Annotated in this window: 7 protein-coding genes; 3 read left to right on the top strand and 4 right to left on the bottom strand. The window is 74.4% G+C overall.

Features of this window, described 5'->3' with window-relative positions:
• Window positions 1-121: 121 nt before the first annotated feature.
• Complete coding sequence (locus tag ABT070_RS10060) at window positions 122-1,306, bottom strand: hydroxymethylglutaryl-CoA synthase (protein WP_351757303.1); 1,185 nt, start codon at window positions 1,304-1,306, stop codon at window positions 122-124.
• Window positions 1,307-1,344: 38 nt separating this feature from the next.
• On the bottom strand, window positions 1,345-2,118 hold the full coding sequence (locus ABT070_RS10055) for a thioesterase II family protein (protein WP_351757301.1): 774 nt from the start codon (window positions 2,116-2,118) through the stop codon (window positions 1,345-1,347).
• Window positions 2,119-2,385: 267 nt separating this feature from the next.
• Between ABT070_RS10055 and ABT070_RS10050 the strand changes: the two genes are divergently transcribed.
• Window positions 2,386-18,537, top strand: coding sequence for a type I polyketide synthase (locus ABT070_RS10050; RefSeq protein ID WP_351757299.1), 16,152 nt, complete (start codon window positions 2,386-2,388; stop codon window positions 18,535-18,537).
• Between the two features lie 263 nt (window positions 18,538-18,800).
• Here ABT070_RS10050 and ABT070_RS10045 read toward each other — a convergent pair whose 3' ends face one another.
• The gene (locus ABT070_RS10045; RefSeq protein ID WP_351757296.1) at window positions 18,801-19,421 is read right to left on the bottom strand and encodes an NADPH-dependent FMN reductase; all 621 of its coding nucleotides are present in this window, start codon (window positions 19,419-19,421) and stop codon (window positions 18,801-18,803) included.
• Between the two features lie 207 nt (window positions 19,422-19,628).
• Here ABT070_RS10045 and ABT070_RS10040 point away from each other — a divergent pair, with 207 nt between their 5' ends.
• Window positions 19,629-20,630, top strand: a complete 1,002-nt coding sequence (locus ABT070_RS10040; RefSeq protein WP_351757293.1) for an acetamidase/formamidase family protein — start codon at window positions 19,629-19,631, stop codon at window positions 20,628-20,630.
• Window positions 20,631-20,699: 69 nt separating this feature from the next.
• On the opposite strand, the gene ABT070_RS10035 is transcribed toward ABT070_RS10040, so the two are convergent.
• Window positions 20,700-21,722: an NADPH:quinone reductase gene (locus ABT070_RS10035; RefSeq protein ID WP_351757291.1), complete on the bottom strand. Its 1,023-nt coding sequence runs from the start codon at window positions 21,720-21,722 to the stop codon at window positions 20,700-20,702.
• A gap of 191 nt (window positions 21,723-21,913) precedes the next feature.
• Here ABT070_RS10035 and ABT070_RS10030 point away from each other — a divergent pair, with 191 nt between their 5' ends.
• Window positions 21,914-23,110 (top strand): cytochrome P450, encoded by a 1,197-nt coding sequence (locus ABT070_RS10030; RefSeq protein ID WP_351757289.1) that lies wholly within the window; start codon window positions 21,914-21,916, stop codon window positions 23,108-23,110.
• Window positions 23,111-23,306: the final 196 nt, after the last annotated feature.

The raw sequence follows: 23,306 nt of genomic DNA, 5'->3' as shown, positions 1-23,306 counted from the left end.
TTGGTCTTGTGTTTTATGTGTTTTTCGATCCCCTTGTTGCCCTCTTCGTCTTTGTGGTTGTGGTGGGCGTTTTTCTCACTCCCCCCAACCCGGCCCTCACCTGTGTGCGCAACACGGCGGGTCAATCCGTCCAGCGCCGCTCGTAGATGCGCTTGTGGCCGCGGAGCGCCGCCAGTCGGAAGTGCCCGGTGGTCTGCGACGGAGCCGGGTGGTCGCCCCCGTCGGTCGGGAAGGACCGCCCGTGCAGAGCGCGGTAGGAGGCGTGGTCGAGCGGGCGGCGCCGGTCGATCGCCTCGTGGTGCGCCGCGGTCCGCAGGTGTTCCCGGTAGCCGGGAACGGCGGTCCCGGCGAAGAACTCGGCGACGCTGCCGGAGCCGTAACTGAGAAAGCCGATGGGCCGGCCGGCCAGGTCGTCCGCCTCGTCGAGCAGCGCGGCGAGGCCGAGGTACGCCGACGCGGTGTAGCTGTTGCCGATGACCCTGTTGTAGGCCGTGGTCCGCCCGACGGCCCGCTCGAGCCGAGCCTCGTCGGCGTCGTACCCGCAGGTGTTCAGCAGATGACGGTGGGCCTTGTAGGCCATCTTCGTGAACGGCTGGTGATAGCAGAACGCGGCGAACTCGTCGAGCGAGCGGCCGCCTTGTTCCACGTAGTCCTTCCAGGTGCCCTCCACCGCCTGGAGGTAGGCGGTGATGGACTCCTGGCCGTCGACGAGGGCGGCCTCGCGGTAGTTGGGCCGCCAGAAGTCCATGACGTCGGCGGTGAACAGGCCCGACGGCTCCTCGACGCGGACCAGCGACGGCTCCGCGCAGACCAGCATGGCCACCGCCGCCGCGCCCTGGGTCGGCTCACCCGGGCTGTCCGGGTCGTACTTGGAGATGTCGCTCGCGATCACGAGGACCCGCTGTGCGGGGTCGCGCAGCACGAGGCCGATGGCGAACTGCAGGGCGGCCGTCGCCCCGTAGCAGGCCTGCTTCAGTTCGACGACCCTGGTGGCCGACGGCAGCCCGAGCAGCGAATGGACGTACACACCGGCCGACTTGGCCTGGTCGATCGACGACTCCGTCGCGAACACGACCGTCCGGATCCGGTCGGTGCCGTGCCGGGCGATGATCGGCGCGGCAGCGGCCGCGCCCATGGTCACGATGTCCTCGTCGGCGGCGGGCACGCTCATCGACCGCTGACCGATGCCCACATGGTATTTGCCGATGTCGGTGCCGTTGTGGGCGGCGAGTGCCGTGTGCGGCAGGACGAACTCGGTCGTCGCGAAGGACAGATCGTGAATTCCCGTGGCGCGGTCGCTGGCCATGCTCTATACACCGACCTCTGCTTGTTGAGTGGTCCTTGTCAGGGTCTCGATGACTCGGTGAGCCGGGACAGCCGGTCGGTGAGCGCGGTCGTCACCTCTTCGTGCCGGTCCACGAGATAGAAGTGGCTGCCCGGGAAGGTGACAGAGTCGAACGAGGCCGTCGTGTGGTCGCGCCAGGCATCGACGGCCGGGGACGAGACCTTGGGGTCGGTCAGGCCGTTGAACGCGGTCACGGGGCACCCCAGGGGCGGGCCGGGCACGTAGTGGTAGTCCTCCACCATCCGGTAGTCCGCGCGCAGTACCGGCAGGGCGAGCCGCATCAGGTCCTCGTCGGCGAGGACGCGGGGGTCCGTGCCGCCCAGCCTGCGCATCTGCCGGAGCAGGGTGGCATCGTCCAGCTGCGGGCCGAACTCCCGCCTGTGCAGGGACGGCGCACCGCGTCCTGACACGAACAGGGCGGCCGGGGGACGGCCCGTGGCTTCCAGCCGGCGGGCCGTCTCGAAGGCCACCATCGCGCCCAGGCTGTGCCCGAAGAGGGCGAAGGGGCGCCCGGTCCAGGGTGCCAGCTCGGTGACGAGCGCTTCGGCGAGTGCCGTCAGGTCCTTCATCAGGGGTTCCGCCCGGCGCTCCAGGCGTCCGGGGTACTGCACGGCGAGCACGTCGACGGCCGGGGCCAGCTTTCGCGCCAGGCCGCTGTAGAAGGTCGCCGAGCCGCCCGCGTGCGGCAGGCACACCAGCCGGACCGGCGCCTCGGGCGCGGCCGCGTACCGCCGTATCCACGGTGAGGCGAGAGGGGGTTCGCGCGTGGACATTCCGCTCCTTGGGTCGGCCGTCGCCGCCCACCGTAGAGACGGCCGGATCCGACGCGCATCCCCCGCCCTGGTAGCGGCGGTCAGGGCCCGGCGATCTCCTACCAGACTGAGGGATGTTCGGTGGCGGGGGCCGACCTAGCCTCCAGGAGAACGGCGCCGAAGGGCCGCGCCTGCGCATCTCCTTCGTGCGCCGCGACAACTCGTGAAGGCCGGCGGCACCGCCGCGCCGCCGGCGGACGAGCCGCTCCGTGAAAGGACGTGCGACCCGTGCGTGCTGACCTGATCGAAGTCCTGCCCGTCGTCCTCAGGAGGAACGCGGCCCGCCTCGCGGGCAAGGTCGCCTTCTCGGACGGCCAACGGGCGGTCACCTACGATCAGTTGGAGGAGCGGACGGCCCGGCTGGCCGGCCATCTGGCCGGACTCGGGGTGCGGCGCGGGGACCGGGTGGCGATCTGCCTGCGCAACTGCGTCGCCATGGTGGAGAGTTACCTGGCCGTCGTCCGGGCCGGCGGCGTGGGCGTCCCGCTCAACCCGGCCTCCACCGCGGCCGAGCTGGACTGGCTGCTGGCGGACAGCGGCGCCGTCGTGGTCGTCACCGACGCCGTGCGCGCGCCGGAGTTCCTCCGCCCGTCTGCGCCGGCCCGCGGCGTCACGGTGCTGGTGACGGGCGCGAACCCGGCGCCGGAGGGCACCCGTTCCTTCGACGAACTGGCGGTCACCGAGCCCGCGACACCCGCGCCGGACGATCTCGGCCTGGACCACCCGGCGTGGATGTTCTACACCTCGGGGACGACCGGACAGCCGAAGGGGGTGCTGTCCACCCAGCGCAACTGCCTCTGGTCCGTCGCCTCTTCCTACGTCCCGATACCGGGGCTCTCGCAGGAGGACCGGGTGCTGTGGCCGCTGCCGTTGTTCCACAGCCTCTCCCACATCGCGTGCGTGCTGTCGGTGACCGTGGTCGGGGCGAGCGCCCACCTCATGGACGGCGCGTCCGCGGAGGACGTCCTGGCGGCCCTGCGCGCCCGCCGGTCGACTTTCCTGGCCGGCGTTCCCACCACCTACCACTACCTGGTCGAGGCGATCCGCCGGCAGCCGTTCTCGCTGCCCGACCTGCGGATCGGCCTGGTCGGCGGCGCGGTCGCCGACTCCGAGCTGTGCCGCGCGTTCCGCGAGAGCTTCGGCACGCCCCTGGTGGACGCCTACGGCAGCACGGAGACGTGCGGGGCGATCACCATGAACCCGCCCGACGGCAGGCGGGTCGACGGTTCCTGCGGGCTGCCGGTACCCGGAGTCGAGGTCCGCCTCGTCGATCCCGACACCGGCACGGACGTCCCCGCCGGGTGCGAGGGCGAGGTCTGGGTCAGCGGTCCGAACGTCATGCTCGGCTACCACGGCCGGCCCGAGGAGACGGCCGCCGCGATGAGGGACGGCTGGTACCGCACCGGCGACCTGGCCCGGCGCGACGAGCACGGCTACTTCACCGTCTGCGGCCGCAGGTCGGACCTCGTGATCAGGGGCGGCGAGAACCTCCACCCCGAGGAGGTCGAGACGGTGCTGCGCGCGGCCCGGGGCGTGGCCGACGCCGGTGTGACCGGAAGGCCGCACGACACCCTCGGAGAAGTACCGGTCGCCTACGTCGTCCCGGCCTCCGACGACCTGGACGTCCCGGCGCTGGTCGAGCTGTGCCGCGCGCGGCTGGCGGCCTTCAAGGTGCCCGAGGAGATCCACGAGGTCGCCGCGATCCCGCGTACCGCCTCCGGCAAGATCACGCGGCGCGGGCTCGCCGGGCAGCCCGCCGTACTGCGGTACGCCGCGAGCGGCCACCACGACGACCTGTTCGAGGTCGACTGGGTGCGGACCTCCGCCCCGGTGTCCGGCGCCGGCCCCGCGTCCTGGGCGGTGGTGGGCCCCGGCGCCGCCGCACTGGCCGCCGTCTGGCCGGGTGGCGCCGCCCACCACACCGACCTGGCCGACGCCGACGGCACGGCGGAGGTGACCGTGGTGCTGCCGGCCGAGGAGACCGGACAGGATTCCGTGGCGGCGGCCCGCACCGGCGCCCGGCGGTTCGCCGAGCGGCTGGCCGACCGGCTCGCCCGGCCGGAACAGGGCGGGGGCCGGCTGCTCGTCCTCACCCGCGGCGCTGTGGCGGCGCGCCCCGAGGACCGCGCGCCGGATCCGGCCCAGGCCGCACTGCGGGCCGCCGCGCGGGCTCTGCAGACGCGGTACCCGAACCGGCTGCTCGTCGTCGACCTGGACGCGGACAGCGAGCCGGTCCCGGCCGAACTGGTGTCGGCGCTCGGGGCGGACGAGCCGTCGCAGGCGCTGCGGGCCGGTGTGGCGTACGCGCCGAGGCTGGTACGGGTGCCGGTGGCCGATCGGCCGCGGCGGCCCTGGCCCGGCGCGAAGGGCACCGTCGTGGTGACCGGCGCCGGTACGGCGCGCGGGGCGGCGGTCGTCCGCCATCTGGCCTGTGTCCACCAGGTCCAGCACCTGCTGTTGGTGGGCGAGGAGGGCCCACCCGATCCGGAGGTGGCCGGGGCGGAGGTGCGGTGGTCGTCCGGTGACGAGCGGTCCTTGCGAGCGGCGATCGCCGGCGTGGCCGCTCCGGTGACCGCTGTGATCCACGCGGACGGCGACCCGGCTCCGGCGGCCTTCCTGGCCGCCGCCACGTCCGGGCAGCGCCCTCGGCGGACGTTCCTGGTGATCGCCGATCCGGCCGATCCCGTGGTCCCGCCCGGCGGCGCCGGCGGGACGGACGGGGCCGGCGGGACGGACGATCCGGACGTGCTCGTCCGCGCCGTCCTCGCCGAGGCCGTGGCCCGCCGCCACGGTGGGTCCTTCCTCGCCTGGCCGTGGGACGGGGCCGCTGATCCGCGCAGGGTCCGCGACGGGCTGTCCGCCGTGGACACCCTGCTCGCCGGGGACCGTTCGTCCCTGCTCAGCCTCCACCTGCGCCGGCCGGCCGGGGGCGTCGCGGTGCCGCCGCTGCTGCGGGCGGTGTTCCCCGAGGTCTCCGCGCGGAGCCGTCCCGACGACGCCGTCACGGCCGCCCTCCACGACGAGCTGGCCCGTCTCGACGAGCGGGCCCGGCGCGCCCGGCTGGAACGGCTGGTCATGGAGCAGACCGCGGCCGTGCTGCCCGGTTCCGCCCCGCGGGCCCTCACGGCCGACCGCGCCTTCCGCGACCTCGGCCTCACCTCCGTCGCCGTGGTGGAACTGCGCAACCGGCTCACCGAGCGCACCGGACTGCGGCTGCCCACCACCGTCACCTTCGACCACCCCACCCCGCGTGCGCTGGCCGAGCACCTGCGTGCCGAGGTGTTCGGCGGCCCCCGGCCGGTCGCGGAGGCCGTCTCGGCCGTCGAGGCGGACGACCCGGTGGTGATCATCGGCATGGCCTGCCGTCTGCCCGGTGACGTCGGCAGCCCCGACGACCTGTGGAGCCTGGTCTGCGAGGGACGCGACGCGCTGTCCGCGTTCCCCACCGACCGCGGCTGGAACACCGAGAACCTGTTCGACGCGGATCCCGGCCGCTTCGGCACCTCGTACGTCGACCGGGGCGGATTCCTGCCCGGCGCCGGGGAGTTCGACGCGGGCTTCTTCGGGATCTCGCCACGGGAGGCACTGGCCATGGATCCCCAGCAGCGACTGCTGCTGGAGACCTCGTGGGAAGCGCTGGAGCACTCCGGCATCGACGCGTCGACCCTGAAGGGCGCCGACGTGGGCGTCTTCTCCGGGGTGATGGAACAGGAGTACGCCGCTTCCGGCTCCGTACCGGAGGCGGCCGAGGCGTTCGCCACCGCGGGCCGGGCGGCCAGCGTGGCGTCCGGGCGCGTCAGTTACGTACTGGGCTTCACCGGGCCCGCCGTCACGGTGGACACGGCGTGCTCCTCCTCCCTCGTCGCCCTCCATCTGGCAGCCCAGGCCCTGCGCACGGGGGAGTGCGCCATGGCGCTGGCCGGCGGCGTCACGGTCATGGCCACCCCGCGGACCTTCGTCGAGTTCTCCCGGCAGCGGGCGCTGGCGAGCGACGGCCGCTGCAAGTCGTTCGCCTCGGCCGCGGACGGCACCGGATGGGCCGAAGGCGCCGGCGTGCTGGTGCTGGAACGCCTCTCCGACGCCCGGCGCCACGGACACCGCGTGCTCGCGGTGGTACGCGGCTCCGCGGTGAACCAGGACGGCGCGTCCAACGGCCTGACCGCGCCGAACGGTCTCGCCCAGCAGCGGGTCATCGACCGGGCCCTGGCCGCGGCCGGCCTGTCCGCCGCCGACGTCGACGCCGTCGAGGGCCACGGCACGGGAACGGTGCTGGGGGACCCCGTCGAAGCCGGGGCGCTGCTGGCCACGTACGGCCAGGGACGCGACCCGGAACGTCCGCTGTGGCTGGCGTCGTTGAAGTCGAACATCGGCCACACCCAGGCCGCGGCCGGGGTGGCCGGTGTGATCAAGATGGTGCAGGCGCTGCGGCACGCGGTGCTGCCGGCCACCCGCCATGTCGACGGGCCGACGACGAAGGTCGACTGGTCGGCGGGCGCGGTGTCCCTGCTGACCGAGAACCGGCCCTGGCCGGACACCGGACGGCCGCGCCGCGCCGGGGTCTCCGGCTTCGGGCTCAGCGGCACCAACGCCCACGTGATCCTGGAGGAGGCACCGGCCGTCCGGGAGGCGGCTCCGGCAGCCGGTGCCGAGGCGCCCGAGACACCGTCGGCACCCGAGGAGACACCGTCGGCGAGGGAAGCGACCCCGTCGGCGGGCGAAGAGACACCGTCGGCGGGGACAGCGGCGTCGGCGGCGTCCGCCTCCGCGTCCGCCGTGGTCCCGCTGGTGCTCTCCGCCCGTAGCGAGGGCGCCCTGCGCGGCCAGGCCCGGCGGCTGGCGTCCCTCCTCGAACGCTCCGAGGACTCCTGGGCGGACGTGGCCTCGGCCCTCGTGTCCCGCAGGGCCGTCCTGGAGGAGCGGGCCGTCGTCCTGGCCCGCGGCCGGGCGGAGGCACTGGCCGCGCTGGCGGCACTGGCCGCGGGGGAGAGCAGCCCCGCAGTGGTGCGCGGCACCGCCACCGCGCCCGACGCACATCGCCGGGTCGTCATGGTGTTTCCCGGCCAGGGCGCGCAGTGGACCGGCATGGGGCGAGAACTGCTCGCCCACTCACCGGTGTTCGCCGAGCGGGTCGGCGCCTGCGCGCGCCTGCTCGCACAGTGGGCCGACTGGTCGCTGCTCGACGTCCTGCGCGGCGAGGCCGACCCGGAACTGCTGCAGCGGGTGGACGTCGTGCAGCCCGCAAGTTTCGCCGTCATGGTCGGGCTGGCGGCGGTGTGGGAGTCGGTGGGAGTGCGCCCGGACGTGGTCGTCGGCCACTCACAGGGCGAGATAGCCGCGGCCTGCGTGGCCGGCGCCCTGTCGCTGGAGGACGCGCTGCGGGTGGTCGCGCTGCGCAGCCGGGCCATCGCCGCGCGGCTGTCCGGCCGGGGCGGGATGGCCTGGGTCGCGCTGGACGCGGACGCCGCGGCGGAACGCGTCCGGCCCTGGGGAGGACGGCTGGCGGTGGCGGCGGTGAACGGCACCGCCTCCGTCGTCGTGTCCGGTGCGGCCGACGCGCTGGACGAGGTGCTGACGGAGCTGGCCGACGAGGGCGTACGGGTGCGCCGGGTCGCGGTGGACTACGCCTCGCACAGCGAGCAGGTGGAGGACATCCGCGATGCGCTGGAGGAGGCGCTGGGCGGGCTCGACGCCAAGGCTCCGGCGGTGCCCTTCCACTCGACCGTCACCGGTGAGCCGGTCGTCGACGCGGGCGTTCTCGACGGCGGGTACTGGTGGCGGAACCTGCGTCGGCAGGTCCGGTTCGGGCCCGTCGTCGGCCGGTTGCTCGACCAGGGCCACGACGTCTTCCTCGAGGTCAGCGCCCATCCGGTGCTGGTGCAGGCGGTCACGGAGATCCTGGACGAGGCCGCCGTGCCCGCGGTGGTCACCGGGTCGCTTCGCCGGGACGACGGCGGTCCGCTCAGGCTGGCGGCCTCCATGGCGGAACTGTTCGTGCGCGGGGTGGCGGTGGACTGGACCGGCCTGCTCCCCGCCCCGGGCGCGGACTGGGTGGAGCTGCCGACGTACGCCTTCGACCGGCGGCACTACTGGCTTCCGGCGGCACCCGCGGCAGACCTGGCGTCGGTGGGGCTCACCGACGCCGGGCACCCGCTGCTGGGCGCGGTGGTCCGCACGCCCGACCCGGGCGGCGCGGTCGCCACCGCCCGGTGGTCGGCGGCGGCGCACCCCTGGCTGTCCGCGACCGGCGACGCGGTCGTCGTACCCGAGGCCGCCCTCGTCGAACTGGCGGTACGCCTCGGCGACGAGACCGGCACACCCGTCGCCGACGAGCTCACCGTCGACCGTCCGGTGGCCCTGCCGCGCCACGGCAGCCGCGTCGTCCAGGTCGTCGTCGGCGAGGCCGCTGCGGACGGGCGCAGGTCCGTCGAAGTGCACTCCCGTGCCGAGGCGGCCGCGCCGGACGGGCCGTGGACACGGCACGCGCACGGCGTCCTGGCCCCCGCCTCCGAGGCCGCGGGCCTTCCCGGCCTCGGCGCTCCCGCCGAGGCCGAACTGCCCGGATCCGCGCTGGGCGACGTTCCTCGCTACGGCATCCACCCCGCGTTGCTGGACGCCGCCGTCCGCACCGCCCTGCCCGAAGGCACCCGGGCCAGGCGGTGGACCGGGGTGCGGCTGCTGGCCTCCGGCGCGTCCGCGCTGCGCGTGCGGTCGGGCAGCACGACACCGGCCGGAGACGGCCATCGGGTGGCGGGCCTGGAACTCGTGACCGCGGCGGGCCGGCCGGTCATGACCGTCGACGGCCTCGAAGCGGGGCCGGTCACCGAGGACGACGGCGGACCGGCGGACCATCTCTTCGCCGTCGAGTGGGGGCAATGGAGCCCCGGGGAGCCGGCCGTCGCCGGCGTCCGGCACGTCGTGACGGCCGCCGACGTCACTGCGGCGGCCGGCGTGGATCTGCTGGTGTACGAGGCGGAACCCGGTGAGCCCCGGGCGTCGGTCGCCGCGGCGCTGGCCGTGCTCCAGGCGTTCGTCGCGGCACCGGGCGCCGACACGACCCGGTTCGTCGTCGTGGTCCCCGACGGCACCGATCTCGGCGCGGCCGCCGTCGGCGGCCTGGTGCGCTCGGCCCAGTCGGAACATCCGGGCCGGATCGTGCTGGTCGAGGCCGACGAGGCGGGCCGGGCACAGGCGCCCGCCGTCGCCACGGGCGGCGAACCCTGGCTGCGGATCAGGGGCGGGCGCACCGAGGTGCCCAGGCTGGTCAGGCCGGCCACCGAGGGCGCCGCTCGGCCGCTGGACCCGGCGGGCACGGTGCTGATCACCGGAGGCACCGGCACCCTCGGCGCCCTGACCGCCCGGCACCTGGTCACCCGCCACGGCGTACGGCACCTCGTGCTCGCCGGGCGGCGCGGCCCCGCGGCGGACGGGGCCGGCGAACTGGCGGCCGAACTGACCGCGCTCGGCGCGGACGTCACGGTCACCGCCGTCGACGTCGCCGACCGCGCACAACTGGCCGCGCTCATCGACGCGGTCCCGGCGGAGCACCCCCTCACCGCGGTGGTGCACAGCGCCGGCGTCCTCGACGACGGCGTGCTCACCGCGCTGACCCCGAGCCGACTCGACGCCGTGTTCCGTCCCAAACTGGACGCGGCGCTGCACCTCGACGAACTGACCCGGGATCTGGACCTCGCCGCGTTCGTGCTCTTCTCGTCGGCCGCCGGGGTGCTCGGCAACCCGGGGCAGGGCAACTACGCCGCCGCCAACGCCGCGCTGGACGCGCTGGCCGCGCGGCGGCACGACCTCGGGCTGCCCGCGGTGTCCGTCGCCTGGGGCTACTGGAGCCGGTCCAGCGGACTGACCCGGCACCTGGGCCGTGCCGACCTGCGGCGCAACGAGTCCATCGGCATGACCGGTCTCTCCGACGCCGAGGGCATGGCCCAGTTCGACGCCGCGCTGCGGGCCGGGCCGCGACGCGTCGCGGCGAAGTTCGCCCCGGCCGCCCTCGCGGCCGCCGACGTCCCGGTCCCGGCCCTGCTGCGCGGCCTGGTCCCGCGGCGCCGCCCGGTCGCCCGCGCCGCGGTCACGGACGGACGGCCGACCGCGACCGGGCGACTCACCGGGCTGCCGCCCGCCGAGCAGAGCGCCGCACTCCTGGCGGCGGTACGCCGGCACGCCGCCGCGGTCCTCGGCCACGCCGACCCCGGTGCCGTCGGCGCCGACCGGACGTTCAAGGACGCCGGGTTCGACTCGCTGACCGCGCTGGAACTGCGCAACCGGCTGGCCTCGGAGACCGGCCTCACCCTGTCCCCGGCGATGATCTTCGACTACCCGACGCCCGTCGCGCTCGCCGGGCACCTGCGGGCCGCACTCCTGGGCGAGCCGGCGAGCCCTTCGGCCCCGGCGCACCAGGAGACGCCGCCCGCGGCGGATCCGATCGCCGTCGTGTCGATGGCGTGCCGCTTCCCGGCCGGGGTGCGCAGTCCGGAGGACCTGTGGCGGGTGGTGTCCGAGGGGATCGACGCGGTCGGACCGTTCCCCGAGGACCGTGGCTGGGACACCGACGGACTCTTCCACCCCGACCCCGACCACCCCGGCACCACCTACGTCCGCCACGGCGCCTTCCTGGACGACGCGGCCGGGTTCGACGCGGCCTTCTTCGGCATCTCGCCGAACGAGGCGCTGGCGATGGACCCGCAGCAGCGGCTGCTCCTCGAAACGGCGTGGGAGACGTTCGAGCGGGCCGGCATCGATCCCACCGGACTGGCCGGCCAGGACATCGGGGTGTTCGCGGGCGTCAACAGCCACGACTGGTCGGTACGGCTGCACCGGGCGGCCGAGGCCGAGGGGTTCCGCCTGACCGGCAGCTCCGGCGGTGTCCTCTCCGGCCGGATCGCCTACCACCTCGGCCTTGTCGGCCCCGCCCTCACCGTGGACACCGCGTGCTCCTCCTCGCTGGTGGCGCTGCACCTGGCGACGCAGGCGATACGGCTCGGCGAGTGCTCCATGGCACTCGTCGGCGGTGTGATGGTGATGGGCAGCGTCGAGACCTTCGTGGAGTTCTCCCGGCAGCGCGGCCTCGCACCCGACGGGCGCTGCAAGGCGTTCGCCGACGCCGCCGACGGCACCGGCTGGTCCGAGGGCGCCGGGCTCCTGCTCCTCGAACCCCTCTCCCAGGCCCGGCGGCACGGGCATCCGGTGCTTGCGGTCGTGCGGGGCAGTGCGGTGAATTCGGACGGTGCGTCGAACGGGCTGACGGCGCCGAACGGTCCTTCGCAGCAGCGGGTGATCCGGCAGGCGTTGGCTGTTTCGGGTCTGGGTCCTGCGGATGTGGATGTGGTGGAGGCGCACGGGACGGGTACGACTCTGGGTGATCCGATCGAGGCGCAGGCGTTGTTGGCGACGTACGGGCAGGGGCGTGAGCGGCCGTTGTGGCTGGGTTCCCTGAAGTCGAACATCGGGCACACCCAGGCCGCGGCCGGTGTCGCGGGTGTGATCAAGATGGTGCAGGCGCTGCGTCACGGCGTACTGCCGCCCACCCTGCACGTCGACCGTCCTTCGACCCACGTCGACTGGGCGGCGGGCAGCGTCCGGCTGCTGACGGAGACCCGTGACTGGCCGGAGACCGGACGCCCGCGCCGGGCCGGTGTGTCGTCCTTCGGCATCGGCGGCACCAACGCCCACATCATTCTCGAACAGGCCCCCGAAATTCTCGAACAGGCCCCCGAACCGGACGCGTCCGCGCCCGATCCGGGCTCCGCGTCCGCGGAGCCCGGCGCCGAGCAGGGCCGCGCCGCCGGCCGGTCCGCCCCGGTGCCGGCGCACCGGCCGGCCGGGCCCGCCCCCGGAGCGCCGGACCCCGCCCGGGCGCCCGTGCCCGTGCCGGTGTCGGCGCGTACCCCCGCCGCGCTGCGTGGCCAGGCGGCCCTGCTCGCCGACTTCCTGGCCGGCCGCCCCGACGTGTCCCTCCCGGACGCCGCGCTGGCCCTCGCCACCGGCCGTGCCCAACTCGACCGCCGTGCCGTGCTGCTGGCCCGCGACCGGGACCAGCTGCTCGCCGGGCTGCGCGCGCTGGCGGACGGCTCGGCCGCCGACGTCATGGGGAGCCCGGCCGATGGCAGGCTGGCCTTCCTCTTCACCGGCCAGGGCAGCCAGTGGGCCGGGATGGGCCGGGTCCTGGCCGAGACGTTCCCGGTGTTCGCCGAGGCGTTCACCGACGCCTGCGCGGCCGTGGAACGCCATCTGGGCGACCTCGGCGCGCGTCCTCTCGCCGAGGTGGCGTTCGGCGGGCCCGGCTCCGCCGAGAGCGAGCTGCTCGACCGGACCATGTACACCCAGGCGTGCGTGTTCGCGCTGGAGACCGCGCTGTTCCGGCTGTTCGCCTCCTGGGGCGTGCACCCCGATCTCGTCGCCGGACACTCCATCGGGGAGATCACCGCGGCCCATGTGAGCGGTGTGCTCGGCCTGGCCGAGGCCGGTGAACTGGTGGCGGCGCGCGGCCGGCTCATGCAGGGGCTGCCCCGGGGCGGCGCCATGGCCGCCGTCCAGGCCACCGAGGCCGAGACGGCCCCGCTGCTGGAGCGCGCGCCGGGCAGGGTGGCCGTCGCGGCCGTCAACAGTCCCGGCTCGCTGGTGCTGTCCGGCGAGGAGGACGCCGTGCTCGCCGTCGTGGGCGAGCTGGCCGCACGCGGGCGCAGGACCCGCCGGCTCCCGGTCAGCCACGCCTTCCACTCGCCGCTGATGGCGCCGATACGCGAGGAGTTCCGTGCCGTCGTCGAACGGCTGACGTACCGGCCGGGCGAGCTGCCGGTCGTGTCGACCGTGACCGGCGCCCTCGTCACGGACGGCCGGCTGGGCACCCCGGACCACTGGGTCGAACAGGTCGAGGCCCCGGTGCGGTTCGCGGATGCCGTCACCGCGCTGTGCGCGCAGGGCGCGGTCACCTTCGCCGAACTCGGTCCGGGCGGCGCCCTTGTCGCCATGGCCCTGGAATCGCCCGACGTGCCGGCCGAGAGCTGCTTCCCGACCCTGCGGGAGAACGGCTCGACGGCGGACGTACTGACCGCGCTGGCCGGGCTGCACACGCGGGGCGTACCCGTCGACTGGCCGGCGGTCCTCGGCCGCCCGGCCACGGGCACGCTCGCCACGGAGCTGCCCACCTACGCCTTCCAGCACCGGCGTTACTGGCTCGACGAGCTCGGGCCGGTCGAGAGCGGTGCGGTGCGGGCCCTTCCGGAGGCCGGGCCCGCAGGCGACGCGGTGGTCGCCACCGGCCGTTCCAACGCGGACCGGCGCCGGACGTTCCTGGAGCTGATCCGGGAGAGCACCGCCCTCGTCCTCGGCTACCGCGGCGACGAGGCGTTCGACGAGGACCAGCCGTTCAGGAGCCTCGGCTTCGACTCCCTCACCGGGGTCCGGCTCAGCCGCCGGCTCCAGGACCTCAGCGGCGTGCAGGTCCCCGCGACCGCGGTGTTCGACCACCCGACCCCGGCGGCGCTGGCCGCGTATCTGCTGGGGGAGAAGCCCTCGTCCGCCGTCGCCGTACCGTCGTACGCGAACGAGCCGATCGCCATCGTCGGAATGAGCACGCGGCTGCCCGGCGACGTGAACAGCCCGGAGGAGCTGTGGCGGCTGGTCGCCGACGGACGCGACGCCGTCTCCGGGTTCCCGATCGACCGCGACTGGGATCTCGAAGGGCTCTACCACCCGGACCCGGCCCACCCCGGGACCAGCTACACCCGCGCGGGCGGATTCCTGCACGACGCCGCGCAGTTCGACGCGGCGCTGTTCGGGATCTCCCCGCGCGAGGCCCTGGCCATGGACCCGCAGCAGCGGCTGCTGCTGGAGACCTCCTGGGAGGCGCTGGAGCACGCGGGCATCGACCCGCTCTCCGCTCGTGGCCGGGACGTCGGTGTCTTCACCGGGATCGTCCACCACGACTACGTCACCCGCCTGCACAGCGTGCCCGAGGAAGCCCAGGGCTACGTGATGACCGGCACCTCCTCCAGCGTGGCCTCGGGCCGGGTCTCCTACGTGTTCGGCTTCGAGGGCCCGGCCGTCACCATCGACACCGCCTGCTCCTCGTCGCTCGTGGCGATCCATCTGGCCGCGCAGGCCCTGCGGCAGGGCGAATGCTCCCTGGCGCTCGCCGGCGGCGCGACCGTGATGGCGAGCCCGGACGCCTTCCTGGAGTTCTCCCGGCAGCGCGGACTGTCCGCGGACGGCAGGTGCAAGGCCTTCTCGTCCACGGCCGACGGCACCGGCTGGTCCGAGGGCGTGGGCGTGCTGGTCCTGGAACGGCTGTCCGTCGCCCGCGAGAACGGCCACCGCGTGCTCGCGGTCGTGCGGGGCAGTGCGGTGAATTCGGACGGTGCGTCGAACGGGCTGACGGCGCCGAACGGTCCTTCGCAGCAGCGGGTGATCCGGCAGGCGTTGGCTGTTTCGGGTCTGGGTCCTGCGGATGTGGATGTGGTGGAGGCGCACGGGACGGGTACGACTCTGGGTGATCCGATCGAGGCGCAGGCGTTGTTGGCGACGTACGGGCAGGGGCGTGAGCGGCCGTTGTGGCTGGGTTCCCTGAAGTCGAACATCGGGCACACCCAGGCCGCGGCCGGTGTCGCGGGTGTGATCAAGATGGTGCAGGCGCTGCGTCACGGCGTACTGCCGCCCACCCTGCACGTCGAAGAGCCCACCCGGCAGGTGGACTGGTCGTCCGGTGCGGTGCGGCTGCTCACCGAGGCGCAGGAGTGGCCGCGCGGCGACCGGCCGCGCCGCGCCGCCGTCTCCGCCTTCGGGGCGAGCGGTACGAACGCGCACATGGTCCTGGAGGAGGCCGGCCCCGTGCCCGAGGAGGCCCGGCCCGCCGCGCTCGAGCCCCCCGCCGACGCGGACACCCCGCCCACCGTGCTGCCGCTGGTGCTGTCGGCCAGGACGCCCGGCTCGCTGGCCGCGCAGGCCGGCCGGCTGGCCGCGTTCCTGGGGGACCCGGCGTGTCCGGCGCTGCCCGCGGTCGCCCGGACGCTGGTGACCGCGCGGGCGACGCTCAGCGAGCGGGCCGTCGTCGTGGCCGGGACGCGTACACAGGCCCTGGCCGGTCTCGGGGCCCTGGCCCGGGGCGACAGCGCGTCCCATGTGGTCACCGGCGGCACCGCGGCCGCACCGGGCAGGGTCGTCCTGGTCTTCCCCGGCCAGGGGGCCCAGTGGGCCGGCATGGGGCGGGACCTGCTGGACGCCTCGCCGGTGTTCGCGCAGCGGATCGCCGAGTGCGCCGACGCCCTCGCCCCCTGGATCGACTGGTCCCTGACCGACGTCCTGCGGGGCGACGCCGACGCCGAGACGCTGGAGCGCGTCGACGTCGTCCAGCCGGCGAGTTTCGCGATGATGGTCGGCCTGGCGGCCGTGTGGGCCGCGGCCGGCGTGCTGCCCGATGCCGTCGTGGGACATTCGCAGGGCGAGATCGCGGCGGCCTGTGTGGCCGGGGCGCTGTCGCTGGAGACCGCCGCCCGGATCGTCGCGGTCCGCAGCCGGGCCATCGCGGCCACCCTGTCCGGGCGCGGCGGGATGGCCTCGGTGGCCCTGGACGCGGAAGAGGTGCGCCGCCGCATCCTGCCCTGGGACGGGCGGGTGGAGGTCGCCGCCGTCAACGGCCCCGCGTCGGCGGTGATCGCGGGGGACACACAGGCGCTCGGCGAGGCCCTCGACGCGCTGTCGGCGCAGGGGGTCCGGGTGCGACGGGTGCCGGTGGACTACGCCTCGCACACCCGGCACGTCGAAGACCTGGAGGAGGTGCTGGCACAGGCCCTCGCGGGCATCGGGGCGAGTGCGCCGCGGGTGCCGTTCTACTCCACGGTGACCGGCGACTGGGTCACCGACGACTCGGTCCTGGACGGCGCGTACTGGTACCGCAACCTGCGCCGACCGGTCGGGTTCGGGCCGGCCGTCGCGGAGCTGCTGCGGCTGCGGCACGATGTCTTCGTCGAGGTCAGCGCCCACCCGGTGCTGGTCCAGCCGGTCACCGACCTGGCGGACGACGAAGCGGCCGGGCCCTCCCGTCCGGTCGTCTGCGGCACCCTCAGGCGCGACGACGGCGGCTTCGGGCGCCTGCTCGCCTCGGCCGCCCGGCTCTTCACCGCCGGTGTGGCGGTCGACTGGACCGCGCTCCTGCCGGCCGGCGTCGCCCCCGCGCCCGACCTGCCGACGTACGCCTTCGAGCGCCGGCACTACTGGCTGGGCGAAGGCACGGCGGCCGACCGCGATGCCGGGGCCGCCGGGGGCGCGGACGACGACTTCTGGACGGCGGTCGAGGACACGGACCTCGGCTCGCTCGGCGAGCTGCTGGCCCTCTCCGCCGACCAGCGCGAGGCGCTGAGCACGCTCGTGCCCGTCCTCACCGACTGGCGCAGGGGCAGGCGTGAGCGCTCGACCGCGGAGCAACTGCGCTACGCCGTCACCTGGAAGCCGCTGGAGCGGGAGTCGGTGGGCGTCCCCGGCGGCCGGTGGCTCGTCGTCGTACCGGACGGCGCGCAGCCGGACGAGCTGCTGGAGGAGCTGACCGGGTTCGGGTTCGACCACCTGGCGCTGACGGCCGGGGAGACGGACCGGTCCGCGCTCGCCGAGCGGCTCACCGGCGTCCTCGCCGGGAGCGAGGTGTCCGGTGTGCTGTCCCTGCTGGCCCTCGGCGGGCACCCGGGCGCCGGCCCGCAGGACCCGACCGCGCTCACGGTGTCGACCCTCACGCTCGTCCAGGCGCTCGGTGACGCGGGTGTCACCGCGCCCCTGTGGTGTGCGACCCGGGGAGCGGTGAACATCGGCATCCGCGACACCCTCGACGCGCCCGCCCAGGCGGCGTTGTGGGGACTCGGCCGGGTCGTCGCGCTGGAACGCCCCGACCGGTGGGGCGGCCTGATCGACCTGCCGGCGAGCATGGGGCCGCGGACGGCGCAGCACCTGCTGGGCGTGCTCGACGCACCCCCGGGCGAGGACCAGCTGGCGATCCGGCGCTCCGGCGTCTACGTCCGCCGGCTCGTCCGCAAACCCGTGCCCAGGTCCGCCGGCGCCGGCTGGTCGCCGCGCGGCACGGTCCTGGTCACCGGCGGCGCGCAAGGGCTCGGCCGGCACGCCTCGCTGTGGCTGGCGCGGGCCGGGGCCGCCCGGCTGGTCGTCACCACGACCACCGATGCGCCCGAGCACTGCGTGGACCGTCTGCGCGCCGAACTCGGCGAGTGGGGAACGCGGTTGGAGTTCTGTGCCCAGCGGGACACGGAGCGGCTCGCCGAGCTGCTGTCCGCCGATCCGCAGCGGCCGCTCACCGCCGTGGTGCACGCCGCCGACATCACGCAGACCAGTGCTCTCGACGACACCGGAGCGGCGGACCTCGCGGCGGTCTTCGCGACCAAGGTGGAACCGGCGGTCCGGCTGGCCGAGCGGTTCGCCGGCACACCGCTCGACGCGTTCGTGGTGTTCTCCTCGATCGCCGGTGTCTGGGGCGGTGGCGGCCAGGGTCCGTCCGGCGCGGCCAACGCCGTTCTGGACGCCCTCGTCGAGTGGCGCCGGGGACAGGGCCTCGCGGCGACCTCCATCGCCTGGGGCGCGCTGGACGAGGTCGGGGTGGGCATGGACGAGGCGGCCCTGGCGCAGTTGCGGCGCCGCGGTGTGCTGCCGATCGCCCCGGCGCCGGCGGTCACCGCGTTGGCGCAGGCGGTGGAGACGGGTGAAGGGGCCGTCACCGTCGTCGACATGGACTGGGCCGCCTTCATCCCGGCGTTCACCTCGGTACGGCCCAGCCCCCTGTTCGCGGATCTGCCGGAAGCGGCGGACGTGCTGCGGGCGGCGGCGGCCGACGACGGCGGCGAGACCACCAACTCTCTGGTGGAGTCCCTGCGCGCGGTCGCGGAGGCCGAACAGGACCGCATCCTGCTGCGGCTCGTGCGCGGTCAGGCGGCGGCGGTCCTCGGGCACAGCGGCGCCGACGCCATCGGCCCCGCCCAGGCGTTCCAGGAGGTCGGGTTCGACTCGTTGGCCGCGGTCAACTTCCGCAACGGCCTGCACACCGCGACCGGGCTCAGGCTGCCGTCCACGCTGGTCTTCGACTATCCGACCCCGGAGGCGCTCGTCGGCTACCTCCGGGAGGAACTGCTGCGCGACCCGGGGGACGACCTCGGTGTCCGGGACGAGGACCTCAGGCGGGTGCTCGCCACCGTCGCGCTGGAGCGGTTCCAGGAGGCCGGGGTGCTGGAGACGCTGCTCGCCCTCGCCGACGACGGCGGGGCGGCCGGCGAGGAGGCCGGGGCTGCCGCGGCGTCCGGGGAGGACGACGAGGAGGACCTCATCGACGCGATGGACGTCAGCAGCCTGGTGCAGCGGGTGCTGGGCACTTCGGGCTGAGACGGCGTCGGTGCCGCCGCGGACGGGCCGCGGGGAACCGGAGGGGGAGCGCGACGGCCGAGCGAGTTCCGGTGCGCTTGGGCGCCCGGTCGTACGTCGTGTCCATCGGCTCCGGGGCGCGTGCCCGGCCGGAGACGCGCTGCCGGGAGTCCACCGCGTTCGGGCCGCTGCGCCGGACCGCGCGGGCCCGACACACCGAAGGGGGCTCCCGACGCGTCGGGAGCCCCCTTCGGGCGGACACGGCGGTCAGCCGTGCGGACCGCTCACTGCCGGGGCTGGATGAACGACATCAACGGGGTGACCGCGTGCCGTCCGGCCTCTTCCTTGACGGCCTGCTGGAGGGAGGTCAGCTGGATGTCCACGAGCCGGCGGGTCCTCGGGTCCGTGAGCACGGTCGTGACCGCACCGTCCTCGTCCTGGACGTCCTCCAACTTCCCCGGGGCCTCGCTGAGGTGCACCCACGGGCCGCTGACCACGAACGCGTGGCAGTCGTGCAGCACGCGGCCCAGATCACTGAGGGCGTTGCGGCCGAGGCCGTGGCCGGGCGTGGCCACCATGGTGACGACGCATTTTCCCAGCAGAGCGGACCTGACCATCGGACGAGAGGCCCAGTCGATGGCGTTCTTGAGCACACCCGGAATGGAGCCGTTGTACTCCGGACTCGCGATGATCAGGCCGTCCGCCTCGGCGATGGCCGTGCGCAGCCGGTGTACCGGCTTCGGGCAGTCCGGGACGTCGAGGTCCTGGTCGTAGGGGGGCACCTCACCCAGGCCGTCGAAGAGTTCGATCTCCATTCCCTCGGGTGCCAGCGGGGGCAGTGCACGCAGTAGCCGCGTGTTGAACGAGGCCTGACGCAGTGACCCGGAAATGGCGAGAATACGCAACGAAAAAGCTCCCTGTTGTGTTTTTCAAATCGCGTCACCGTAACAGCACGCCTGCCCGGCCGTGGATCCTTTTTGGCCTTATTGGTGAGCCGTTTACATGGTCCGTCCGGCGCCCCTCGCGCAGCCATCCGTCAGGTTGGTAGTTCTTGGCTCCATGTCCCATCAGGCCTTGCTGGGGCGGCAGTTCGCTGTCTACCTTCAGTCGGCATGACGACGTATACGGTGGAATCCACGCACAAAACGGTGCGTTCCGGAGTCCTCGACCCAAAGGCGCCGCCCGCCGCCACGATCGAATCCGGTGACGAGGTCGACTACCCGAATACTTGGACGAATTGGCAGAACGAGATGAAATTCGGCATGTCGTTCGCCGAGCGCGCACACCTGCGGGAGCAGTATCCGGGTTGCCCCTTCCAGCTGATCGGGCCCGTGGAAATGGCCGGTTCTCAGCCCGGAGACGTGATCGAATGCCGGCCGGTGCGGCTGCGGCTCGCGGACTGGGGGTGCAACGTCTTCCCGACCGGCGCGGGGGCGCTTCCGCACGACTTCGACGAGCCGTACACGCACTACTTCCGCTTCGACGAGACGCGGACCCGCGCCGACTACGTGCACGGGATCTCGTTCGCCCTGGCGCCGTTCCCCGGCATCGTCGCGGTCGAGCCGGCCGGTGACGACCCGGTCAGCGCGCTCCCGGCCGGCGCCTACGGCGGCAACCTGTCGCTGCCCGAACTCACCGTCGGCTCGTCGCTGTTCCTGCCGGTGGCCAAGCCCGGCGGCCGGATCTGGGTGGGCGACGTGCACGCCCTGCAGGGCGACGGCCTCGTGGACCAGACGGCGATCAAATCCACCGCGGAGGAGCTGCGGATGCGCTACGACCTGCACCGGGGCGTCGGACTGACCCGGCCGTTGGCCGAGACCGACACCCACTGGATCGGCCTGGGCTTCGCCGACAACCTCGACGACGCCCTGATCGACTGTCTCCGCGGCATGATCAGCTGGCTCGGCGTCGCGACCGGCGTCGGCGCCGCCGAGGCGTACGCCCTGTGCAGCATCTCGGCGAGCTTCCGCGTCACCCAGTACGCCGACCAGCGCGGCGCCCCGCACGTCGGCCTCGCCGGACCGCCGAAGGGCGTGCACGGCCTGCTGCCGAAGGACATCTTCCCGGCGGAGCTGCGGGCGCGTGTCGGCCGGTGGCTGCGTCCGGACAGCTGACGGGCCCGTCGGGCTGCCGGCGGGCGGGGCCGCCGGCCGGCACCCCGTCCGGGCGCTGAGGGCCGCCTCTCAGCCGAGGTCGACGAGAACCTTGCCGGTCACCCCGGCCTCGACCGCGTCATGGGCGTCCCCGGTGCGGTCGAGCGGATAGCGGTGCAGCGGCAGCCCCGCGTCCTCGCCCACGGTCAGGGCCCCGTCCGCGACCGCCGCGGCGACGTCCGCCACGGCGGCGTCCTTCTCCTCGGACGAGAGCGTCAGCGCCAGCACGAACTGGTAGCGCAGGTTCCGGCCCATCAGCAGCCGGGTGGGCAGCCGGACTTCGCCGTCGCCCTCCGTCCCGTAGGCGGCGACCGTGCCGCCCGGGGCGAGCACCTCGAGATCGAGACCGAGGTTCGCGGACGGCGCCACCTCGGTGATCAGGCTCACCCCCGCGGGCGCGATCGCACGGATGTCCGCCGCGGCGCTGTCCGACCGGTGGTGCACCACATGCCCGGCGCCCGCGGCGCGCGCCAGCTTCTCCTTCCGCGGGGAACCGACCGTCGCGATCACCGTCGCGCCGCTCCACGCCGCGAGCTGGACCGCCGCGTGCCCGACACCGCCTGCGCCGCCCGCCACCAGCACGGTGTGCCCGGCCAGGGTGCCCGGCCCGAGCCGGGCCGGCGCCTGCTGCGCCGAGGTCAGACACCGGTGCGCCGCCAACGCGGGCAGCCCGATGCTCGCGCCCAGTTCCAGCGAGGCGCCCGGCGGCAGTCGCACCGCCTGACGGGACGGCAGCACCACGAACTCGGCGGCGGTGCCCTGCGGACGCCGCCACGCCGACTCCCACATCCACACCCGCTGCCCCACGCGCTCCGCGGCGACGCCGGGGCCGACGGCCTCGATCACGCCGCTGCCGTCGTGATGCGGGATCACCTCGGGGTACATCAGGCGTCCGTCGACATGACCGAACCGGCGGCACTTCCAGTCGGTGGCATTCACCCCCGAGATCGCCACCCGGACCCGGACCTCGCCGGGACCCGGCTCCGGCACCGGCCGGTCGACCAGCCGGAGGACATCCCGGTTTCCCACCGACGCATAGAGGATCGCCTTCACTGGCACTCCTTCGACAGGGAGCCGTCGTGGAACCGGAAGCCGTTCCACGGCCGCGAGGCTAACCGCCGCGGCTCCGGCGTCACAGCGCTTCCCGTGATGCCTGTCAAGGTGAGGGATGGCGGGACGCCAGGGGATCACTAACGTCGTTCCGGCCGGTCCGCCGGTTCGGCCCGGCTCGAGGAGGATGTCGTATGGCAGCGCCCATCACCCACCAGCAACTCGTGGACCGGACCGACCACTTCGCCCCGCCGACGGTCCTGACCGCGGCGGCGCCGTTGTCCCGCATGCTCTACCCGGACGGCCACGTCGGCTGGCTGGCCACCGGGCTCGACGTGGCCAAGGAGGTGCTGAGCAGCCCCGCGTTCAGCCACAACTTCCATTCGGCGCACTTCCCGATGCTGAAGAAGGGGGAGCCGTTCTCCCCCATGCCGATCATCCCGGGCATGTTCATCCACATGGACCCGCCCGAGCACACGCGCTACCGCGGGATGCTCACCGCCGAGTTCGGCACCCGCCGTATGGCCGAACTCGCCCCGCGCATCGCGGAGATCGCGGCCGGACAACTCGACGCCCTGCGCGGTCAGGGCTCGCCCGCGGACCTGCTGCCCGGCTACATCCGGCCGCTGGTGCTGCGGGTGCTCTCCGAGGTCGTCGGCGTCCCCTACGAGGACACCCCCACGCTGGCCGCGCTGGCGGACACCGCCAATGACGACGACGTCCCGCTGGAGGACGAGTTCGCCGCCGAGAAGCGGGCGTTCTTCCTCACCCGCGACCTGGTCGAGCGGGCCCGGACCTCGCCCGGGGACGACCTCCTGGGACGGCTGACGGCGGTCGACGGACTCTCCGACCGCGAGATCACCAACATGCTGCTGGTGGTGTTCGTCGCCGGTTTCGCCACCTGTGAGGGAGCCGTGGCGGCCGCGGCACTCGCTCTGCTCCACCACGGCGAGCAGCTCGCGGCCTTCCGCGCCGCGGCGGAATCGGGCAAGGGCACCGGGCCCGCGGTCGAAGAACTGCTGCGCCACACCACCGTGAACCAGTACCAGATCTTCCGCACGGCGCTGGAGGACACGCGTCTGCACGGCGAACTGGTCCGCGAGGGGGACACGGTGACCGTCTCGCTGCCGGCGGCGAACCGCGACCCGGCTCAGTTCGGCTGCCCCGCGCACCTGGACCTGGACAGGGAGGACGCCTCCGGCCACATCGCGTTCGGCTACGGCGCCCACGCGTGCGTCGGCCAGCGCCTCGGTCGCGCCGTGCTGGGCACCGCCCTGGAGACGCTCGTCCAGGGTCTGCCGGGGCTGGCCCTGGACGAGCCGCTGGCGGACATCCCGCTGCGGGCCCGTACCCCCGTGCTGAGCGTGCAGAGGCTGCCCGTGCGCTGGTAGCCCCGGCATCCGACCCGCACAACGCCCGGCCGGTGGACCCGGGCCGGGCGTTCGGCGTGCCCGGCGCGGCACGGTGCTGACGCCGGGCCCGTGAACACGGCCGTCACGGTTCCCGGGCAAGGACCCCGTCCGTCCTCTGCCGGCTGGCCGGCTGGCCGGGCGGGCGGCCGGGCGGCGCGGCCACCGGCCGAGCACC

It is taken from the genome of Streptomyces sp. NPDC002884 (assembly GCF_040295245.1).
GTDB lineage: Bacteria > Actinomycetota > Actinomycetes > Streptomycetales > Streptomycetaceae > Streptomyces.
The sequence above is the reverse complement of the archived record's forward strand: the minus strand, read 5'-3'. Positions and strand labels throughout refer to the sequence as shown.

Bases quoted from the DNA above. Each gene is read 5' to 3' on its own strand.
- ABT070_RS10055 (WP_351757301.1), bottom strand. From the start codon at position 2,118: ATGTCCACGCGCGAACCCCCTCTCGCCTCACCGTGGATACGGCGGTAC.
- ABT070_RS10030 (WP_351757289.1), top strand. From the start codon at position 21,914: ATGGCAGCGCCCATCACCCACCAGCAACTCGTGGACCGGACCGACCAC.
- ABT070_RS10060 (WP_351757303.1), bottom strand. From the start codon at position 1,306: ATGGCCAGCGACCGCGCCACGGGAATTCACGATCTGTCCTTCGCGACG.
- ABT070_RS10040 (WP_351757293.1), top strand. From the start codon at position 19,629: ATGACGACGTATACGGTGGAATCCACGCACAAAACGGTGCGTTCCGGA.